This is a genomic window from Chitinophaga sp. (genome assembly GCF_036566945.1).
Classification (GTDB): Bacteria; Bacteroidota; Bacteroidia; order Chitinophagales; family Chitinophagaceae; genus Chitinophaga.
On the sequence record NZ_DATCVJ010000513.1, the window covers coordinates 1 to 7,893 of the forward strand.

Sequence of the window (7,893 nt, forward strand, 5' to 3'; positions counted from 1 at the left end):
TTAAACGGGTTTCTGTTGCCAGATATGGAATAATGGCCGCAGGATAATGCGGCCGGTATTTCACATAATTATCTACACGTGTGCTAAAACGTTCCGTATTTTTCATGATAATGAAGTTAAGGTTATTCTCCTAAACCTTTAGGCTTCTTGTCTTCATTACCATTGGCTTCCAGGTCCGCCAGTTTCTTCTTACCGTAAGCCATTTTAGTGATGAGTACATATAATACCGGTACGGTAAAAATACCCAATAATGTAGCGGCCAGCATACCGCCTACTACGGTAAAGCCTATATTAACACGGGAAGCAGCACCGGCGCCTTTCGCCAAACACAAGGGCAACACCCCTAAGATGAAGGCGAAGGAAGTCATCAGGATAGGACGCAGACGCAGTTTCACCGCCTCCAGCGTGGCATCCAATAATGGCATACCTCTGTCTACACGCTCTTTACAGAACTCAACGATTAAGATGGCATTTTTTGCGGCCAACCCAATGAGGGTAATCAAACCAATCTGAGAGTATACGCTATTGGCCTGTTTGGTTAATGAAAGGGCCAGGATGGAACCGAATAATGCAATAGGCACCGCCAGCAGTACAGAGAACGGGACCGACCAGCTTTCGTACAGAGCGGTGAGCAGCAGGAATACAAACAGGATAGATAAGCCGAAAATCAGAACGCTACTGTTGCCCGCTTCAATTTCCTGTAAGGATACGTTGGCCCACTCGTAGCCGAAGTTTTCAGGCAGCACTTTGGCGGCCACTTCTTTCAGAGCGTTGATGGCATCACCACTACTATAACCTGTTTTACTATCACCGTCAATTTCCACGGAGCGATACAGGTTAAAGTGGTTGATTACCGGCGCACCGGCTGATTTTTTCGTGGTGATAAGGGCGCTGAGTGGCACCATCGAACCTGTATTATTTCTGACATAATAGGTGTTCAGGTTATTGATGCTGGTACGGTATAAAGAGTCGGCCTGCAGCACCACGCGGAAGCTGCGGCTAAACTTTGTAAAGTCGTTTACATAGAGTCCGCCGAGGAAAGTTTGCAACGCATTGAATACATCGCTCACGGCTACACCGAGTTGCTTACATTTATCGCGGTCTACGTCCACATTGAACTGTGGCGTATTGGCGCTGAAGAAAGCATATGCGCGGGCTATTTCCGGCCTTTGGTTGGCCGCCATCAGGAACTGGCCCATTACCTGCAGGAACTGGTTGATATCCGGATTACTCCGTTGTTCCAGGATAAAGGAGAACCCGCCCGAAGTACCTAAGCCACGCAGGGTAGGCGCCGGAATACAAATAACATTCGCCCCTATAATTCGGCTGGTAGCCATTTGAATACGGCCTAATACAGTACCTATATTATCGCCTACTTTGTAACGTTCATCCCAGGGTTTGAGACTCACGAAGAAAGTACCGGAGTTAGGCTTGGTGGCGTTGGCCACGAAGTTGATACCGGTGATGCCGAAGAAGTGAATCACGGCACTGTCTTTCAACAAAATATCACTGATCTGCGCCACCACTTCTTTGGTTCGTTCAGTAGAAGAGGCTTCCGGCAGTTCCAGTGCGATATACAGGGCGCCCATATCTTCCTGAGGCACAAAGGTGGTAGGTGTTTTCCGGAAGAGATAGAAGGCCGCGACAAAGATCGCTGCCATGATAATAAGTACCACCGGCGTTTTGCGGATAGAGTACATCACCCCCTTGCCATATCGGTTGGTCACCCGTGTAAACCACTCATTGAATTTAAAGAAGAGTTTATTGAGGCCATGCGATTTTTTTGTCAGATGGGCCGGTCTTAATAATATGGCCGTTAGAGCGGGTGTTAATGTCAATGCCAGGAATGCAGACAACAACACCGAAAAAGCGATCGTTAACGCAAACTGCTGATACAATCGTCCGCTTACACCGGGAATGAATGCCACGGGCACAAACACGGCTGCCAGGATGAGTGCAATGGCAATTACCGGTCCCTGTACCTCCGACATGGCTTTAAAAGTGGCATCTCTGGGCGACATCAGGTCGGCATCGATATGGTGCTGCACCGCCTCCACCACCACAATGGCATCATCCACCACAATACCGATGGCCAGTACGAAACCGAACAGCGTGAGGGTATTGATAGAGAAGCCCAGTAGCTGGAAGAATATAAAGGTCCCTATCAGGGAAATAGGAATAACGAGGATGGGAATCAGCGTAGCACGCCAGTTCTGTAAAAATATAAATACTACGATCACCACCAGGATCAGGGCCTCGATAAATGTCTGGATTACTTCTTCAATAGAGATCCGCACAAAGGAAGTGGTTTCAAATGGAACCAGCCAGTTAACATCTTCCGGAAAATTCTTTGCCATTTCCGCCATCTTGGCCATTACCTTGTCGTTTACGTCCAGCGCATTGGCGCCGGGAGACAGATAAATTGCCATCCCACTACCTGTTTTACCATCTGCTTTTGCTTCGATGGAGTAGGTAAAAGATCCGAGGTTGATACGGGCTACGTCACGTAGTCTTACCAGGCTACCATTTTTACTTTTAGCCACCACTACATTGCCAAATTCGTCTGAGGTGGCCAAACGCCCTCTCACACTTACCGTATATTCAAATGCCTGTGCGTTGCTCATAGGTGGCGCGCCCACACTACCGGCAGGTACCTGTTGATTTTGTTCGGTGATTGCGGCAGCAATATCTCCTGCTGTGAGGCCAAGGGCGGCCATCTTATCAGGGTTTAACCAGATGCGCATACTATAATCCTGGGAGAAGGCATTCACATCACCTACTCCTACAATACGTGCCAGCTCGGGTTTCAGGTAAATGTTGAGGTAGTTATCGAGAAACTCGCGGGAGTGTTTTCCTTTAGGAGAGTTCAGCGCGATTACCATCAACATGTCATTGGACCGCTTTTTCACCGTTACGCCTACACGCCGTACCTCATCCGGTGTACTTGGCAACGCGAGACTTACGCGGTTTTGTACATCCAGGGTAGAGATATCGGGGTTGGTACCGAGGTTGAAGGTGACAGTAATACTCATAGATCCATCGTTGGCACTCACCGACTGAATATACATAGCGCCGGGGGTACCATTTACCTGGTTTTCTATGGGGGTGGTTACTGTTTCTTCTACCGTAGTGGAGTTAGCTCCAACGTAACTGGCCCTTACATCTGTTACAGGAGGTGCTATATCCGGCAACTGTGCAATGGGTAGGTTAAACATGCAGATGAGCCCTACAATCACAATGATGATAGCAATTACGATAGTAGTATTCTTGCGCTCTATAAAAGTTTTTGAGATCATACTGTGATGGTGATTTAGTATTATTATTTTCCTGGCGCAGGTGCTGCTGCCGGTGCTGGTGCTGCTCCCGCAATATTCACGGTGTCTCCGGGTTTCACCCGTTGTATACCTTCCACCACCACTCTATCACCGGCTTTGAGACCACTCCTGACCAGCATCATAGTATCAGTGATGGCGCCCGGCACAATATCTACGGAGCCGATCACATTATCTTTGCTGACAGTATATACACTGGTTTCAGATAAATTCTGGATGATGGCTTTGGCCGGAATGCCCAGCTGAGTAGGCGGGGTACCATATTGCATGACTGCTACCACGCTCATACCTGATTTCAGCATCCCATCTTTGTTTTGAAACACCAGCCGTATGCGTACCGTACCTGTTTGCGGATCTACGATATTATTGATGGTCTCTACTTTTCCTTCTTCGCTGTAGCGGGTACCGTCACCAAACTGGATGAAAAATTTCTCTTCCCCCTCTCCTTTCTGGATGCGAAGAAATTCCGGCAGGCGGGCCTGTGGAATATCCATATCGGCAAACATAGGATGTTCGTTGACGATAACGTTGATCAGTGTCTGGCCGGCATTGACGATATCGCCTACTTTAATTTGTACGATACCTATCTTACCTGTTACCGGTGCTTTCACGATGGCGTGGTTTACATCTGTACCGGCTCTGGCAACAGAAGCCCTGGCGGCAGATAAATTGGCCTTGGAGGTGAGCATAGCCGTATATGCCTGGTCCACGGTTTGTTTTGAAATAGCGTCATGATCCAGCAGGTACTTATATCTTTCGTAGTCTCTTGTTTTCTGTGCCAGGTCAGCTTCAGCCTGTTCCTGGGTGGCAGATACCTGTCCGTATGCTGCGGTGGCGCGGCTTTTATCTATCTCATAAAGTGACTGGCCCTGCGTAACACTACTACCATCTGCCACCAAAATGGCTTCGAGATAGCCGGAAACATCCGGACGGAGTTCCACTATATCGTGGGCTAAGAGGGTAGCCGGAAATTTCTCTACCACAGTATAAACGGCCGGAACCACTTCCACAGCTACCACCGTAGCTTTCATCTTCCCCATCATGGCGGCCTGCTGTTGTTGCTTTTTGCTGTTACCACAGGCCACACAGAGTATCATTCCTGCCACGTAAAAGGTCCGCTTGAAATTTATTAGATACATATGAGAAATTAATTGCGAATTACGAATACGAAAAAGCTAACTGCTATTTAATTTTGCCCATGGCTTTATCCAGTTCTGTTTTACTGATCAGGGTAAGCAGCAGGGCCTGCACATAATCTACCTGCGCCTGTTGCAGGTCACTTTCCGCCAATGTCACATCCAGACTGGTAGCCACCCCCTGTTGATATTTGAGTACAATGCGATCGTATATGCCCTGGGTAAGCCCCATATTGGTTTTCTGTGTTACGTACTTTGATTTGTTGTTGAGATACTCCGTATTTGAATTGGCCACATCCAGTTTGATCTGTTGGGTTAAATATTCCAGGTCATTCTGCGACTTCTTCAACGTGATCCGCTCTTCCCGGATCTGGTGGAGCCTTTCAGTACCGGCAAAGATGGGCCAGGTAAGACTTAGTCCAAGTGCAGACGCGCCATAGCCGGTTTTATAGAGATCTCCGAAGGTGGAAGCAAAATAATTTACACCATAGTTGACGTAAGCATTCAATTGTGGCAGGTATCCCATTTTCTTGCTTTTCAGGCTTAGTTCATTCAGGGCGATCTGGGTAGTTTGTATGCCGTATTCAATTCTATCCTGTACCTGGTAGTCGATGGTATCTGATACAAATGCCTCTACGTCCAGGTCCTTTACGGTTTCAGTGATGGTGAGCTGTGCTTCCTGTGGCATTCCCATCTGAAATTTCAATAACTGCGTCGCATATACGAGTAATCGGATCTGGGTTTCAATATCTGTGATGACATTATTGTACGACACCTGTATTCTGTCTACATCTACCGTTTCTGCCACGCCCACGTCGAAGCGGGCTTTGGTATCGGCGAGGGTTTTCTTTAGCTGTACCATGTTGGCCTTTGCCAGCCTGATATTTTCTTCGCTGGCCAGCACCGCATAATATGCTTTGGTGATGGCTACCCTGGTGTCTATTTCTGTACGTTTGTAGGTCTTTTTCGACAGATCACCATACACGCGGGAAGCTTTCAGTCCGAGGAAGTAATCACTGTTGAAGACCACCTGATCTACCTGTCCGGTAACGCCTGAAGACCATTTGGTGCCGAATTGCACGGGGATTTTCTTATCATAGTTCCGATTGGCAATGTCCGGAATCACAGAGGTCTGTAGTTTTAGATTGTCTATCAGACTTCCGTTAACATTTACATGGGGTAAAAACTTACCGGTTACTTCTTTTATCTGTTCCTGCGAGAATTGAACATCCAGCCGGGCATTTACCACATCATTCTGATGAGCCAGTCCGTATTGTATGCAATTGGCCAGATTATACGCGTAACTGCCAGGCTGAGTAGAATCTGCCTGCCCGTAAGCTGGGGTTATTCCTGATAATAAAAGAAGGGTGAAAAGGAAAAAACGACAATGCATACTTATTACTTTGAAAGTATATGATGATTGATACATACTTAACAACAAACACGTAAAAAGGTTGCGCCGATGTTGCGATCAATAGGGTGCAGCATCCGGCCCATGCATGGTAGGCGCCAATAACTATCTGCTAATGGCTATTTTCGTATCTTTCAGAAAAGTTATTGTTAACTATGTCTATGTCTGTTATAAAAGAACCCAAACCTTTTCATCGTGAGTTTGAGCTGGAGCGATTGATCCTTTTCAGCGATGTGGTGTTTGCCGTTGCCATTACTTTACTGATCATCGAAATCAAACTACCTGTTCTTCCTGGGAAAATGCCTGCCAGTGGTTACTGGGATCTGTTGCAGCCGACTGTTATCGAATTTCTGACATTTACTGCCAGTTTTGTGTTTATGGGTAATTTTTGGGTCCGGCACCTTCATTTATGCCGCTTCCTTCAAAATTACAACGAAGGATTGATTCATCGTAATCTTTTCTTTTTATTTTTTATTGTGTCTTTTCCATTTTCGACTTCGGCCATGTTGCATACCAGTACTCATTTTATGTTGCCGTTTTTTATCTATCTGTGCAATCTGACAGGGTGTTTGGCGGCATTATTCTGGATCAGCTACTATGTTTTTCAGAAAAACCCAAACCTGGCTATACCGGGTCATCATACCGAAAAGGAACTATTATACCAGCGCTTTAAATACTGGTTTCTCACGATGGCAACGGGTTTTACCTGTATTGCCATGACATATTTCCTGTATCCGGAGAATACTGCGTACCAGCGTGTCAGTTATATGACTATTCCGGCGCTGGGTTTGTTTAATTATTTCCGTATAAAGATAAAAAAGCGAAATACACTTCGCCTGGTGCATAAAGTCGACCAAACAACTGAATAGTAGCCCATGATGGAAGTAGATAAAAGGGAAGCACAATTGCTCCGCCGGGCCATCCACGCCTGGGAGGGAGAACAGCTCATTACAGCGGAGCAGGCAGAGAAGCTGCAGCAAAGCTATAAAGTGGTGAGTACCGATTGGCAAACTATTACGCTATATATCTTTATTGCGGCGATTTCCTGTGCGTTAATGGCTTTTGGCTCGCTGGTGCTGGATGAAAAATGGATAGAGATTATCCGGAAAAAGTTTTCACTGACGGATGGTGTGATTGCCGCATTGTTTGCAGGGCTGACCATATTTCTCTGCTATGAGGGATGGCGACGCAATAAACATCAACCCGTATTTTCTTTTAACCGCGAGCTTTTCTGGTTGTTGCCTGTACTTAGTATAGGCGTGAGCGTGGTATACCTGGGCAAGAGTGTTAACTATTTCGAAGGTAACTATGGCGCCTTCTGGCTGGTAGCCACCGCCTGTTATGGAGTGCTGGGTATTACCCTTCACTCCCGGCTGTTGTGGTCGGCGATGCTATTGTGCCTGATACCGGCTTATGTAAAACTCAGTTATTATCTTACCGGAGATGCTTCTTTTTTCCTGGGTATGAACCTCCCCTGCCGCATGGCCCTGTTGGGCGCATTGCTGGTACTGGTGGCCTGGCTGATGCGACCATTCCGCATCTATGCCCCCGTAAAAGATATTACCTGGAGCGGTGGCTGGCTGCTGTTCGTCATTTCGGGCTGGCTGATCTCCATATTTGGCAACTGTGGCACCTGGGACGAGTGGCAGCAACTGCGGCAAATCCATTTACTACAGTGGGTGATCATTTACACCTTGCAATGTGTGGGCATGCTACTGCTGGGCATCCGTATGAAAGATGACCTGTTGCGTGATCTGGCGGTGGTATTTCTGCTACTGGACCTTTATACGCGCTATTTTGAATATTTATGGGATCATACCAATAAAGGATTGTTCTTCGGGATACTCGCGATTTCCTTCTGGTGGGTAGGCCGGTTAATTGAGCGGCGGATGAAGCGGGGATGAAAGCGAAGGGGAAAGCCTTCGGCTTTTGTCTTTGTTCAGGATTAGGGTGATTTTCAGGATTTTGATGATTTTTTTATTTGTTTATTTGTTTATCAGATAAAAAATCGGAT

At 46.8% G+C, this 7,893-nt stretch carries 5 protein-coding genes; 2 read left to right on the forward strand and 3 right to left on the reverse strand.

Translation table 11 applies throughout. The annotated features are described in order from the left end of the window. Positions 1-122 precede the first annotated feature (122 nt). Genes VIP81_RS15620 through VIP81_RS15630 form a run of 3 tightly spaced genes read right to left on the reverse strand, consistent with a single transcriptional unit; the run spans position 123 to position 5,861 of the window. Positions 123-3,296 carry a multidrug efflux RND transporter permease subunit gene (locus VIP81_RS15620; RefSeq protein ID WP_331962545.1) on the reverse strand — a complete coding sequence of 1,058 codons (3,174 nt, stop codon included), beginning with the start codon at positions 3,294-3,296 and terminating at the stop codon, positions 123-125. A gap of 23 nt (positions 3,297-3,319) precedes the next feature. Next, positions 3,320-4,471: an efflux RND transporter periplasmic adaptor subunit gene (locus VIP81_RS15625; RefSeq protein ID WP_331962548.1), complete on the reverse strand. Its 1,152-nt coding sequence runs from the start codon at positions 4,469-4,471 to the stop codon at positions 3,320-3,322. Between the two features lie 43 nt (positions 4,472-4,514). Further along, on the reverse strand, positions 4,515-5,861 hold the full coding sequence (locus VIP81_RS15630; RefSeq protein ID WP_331962550.1) for a TolC family protein: 1,347 nt from the start codon (positions 5,859-5,861) through the stop codon (positions 4,515-4,517). A 179-nt stretch (positions 5,862-6,040) separates the two neighbouring features. On the opposite strand from VIP81_RS15630, the gene VIP81_RS15635 reads away from it, so the two are divergent. Then, positions 6,041-6,748, forward strand: coding sequence for a TMEM175 family protein (locus VIP81_RS15635; protein WP_331962553.1), 708 nt, complete (start codon positions 6,041-6,043; stop codon positions 6,746-6,748). A 6-nt stretch (positions 6,749-6,754) separates the two neighbouring features. Then, a complete protein-coding gene (locus VIP81_RS15640) occupies positions 6,755-7,783 on the forward strand; it encodes a hypothetical protein (RefSeq protein WP_331962556.1) in 1,029 nt (342 codons plus the stop codon). Positions 7,784-7,893: the final 110 nt, after the last annotated feature.

Bases quoted from the DNA above. Each gene is read 5' to 3' on its own strand.
- VIP81_RS15635 (WP_331962553.1), top strand. From the start codon at position 6,041: ATGTCTGTTATAAAAGAACCCAAACCTTTTCATCGTGAGTTTGAGCTG.
- VIP81_RS15640 (WP_331962556.1), top strand. From the start codon at position 6,755: ATGATGGAAGTAGATAAAAGGGAAGCACAATTGCTCCGCCGGGCCATC.
- VIP81_RS15630 (WP_331962550.1), bottom strand. From the start codon at position 5,861: ATGCATTGTCGTTTTTTCCTTTTCACCCTTCTTTTATTATCAGGAATA.
- VIP81_RS15625 (WP_331962548.1), bottom strand. From the start codon at position 4,471: ATGTATCTAATAAATTTCAAGCGGACCTTTTACGTGGCAGGAATGATA.
- VIP81_RS15620 (WP_331962545.1), bottom strand. From the start codon at position 3,296: ATGATCTCAAAAACTTTTATAGAGCGCAAGAATACTACTATCGTAATT.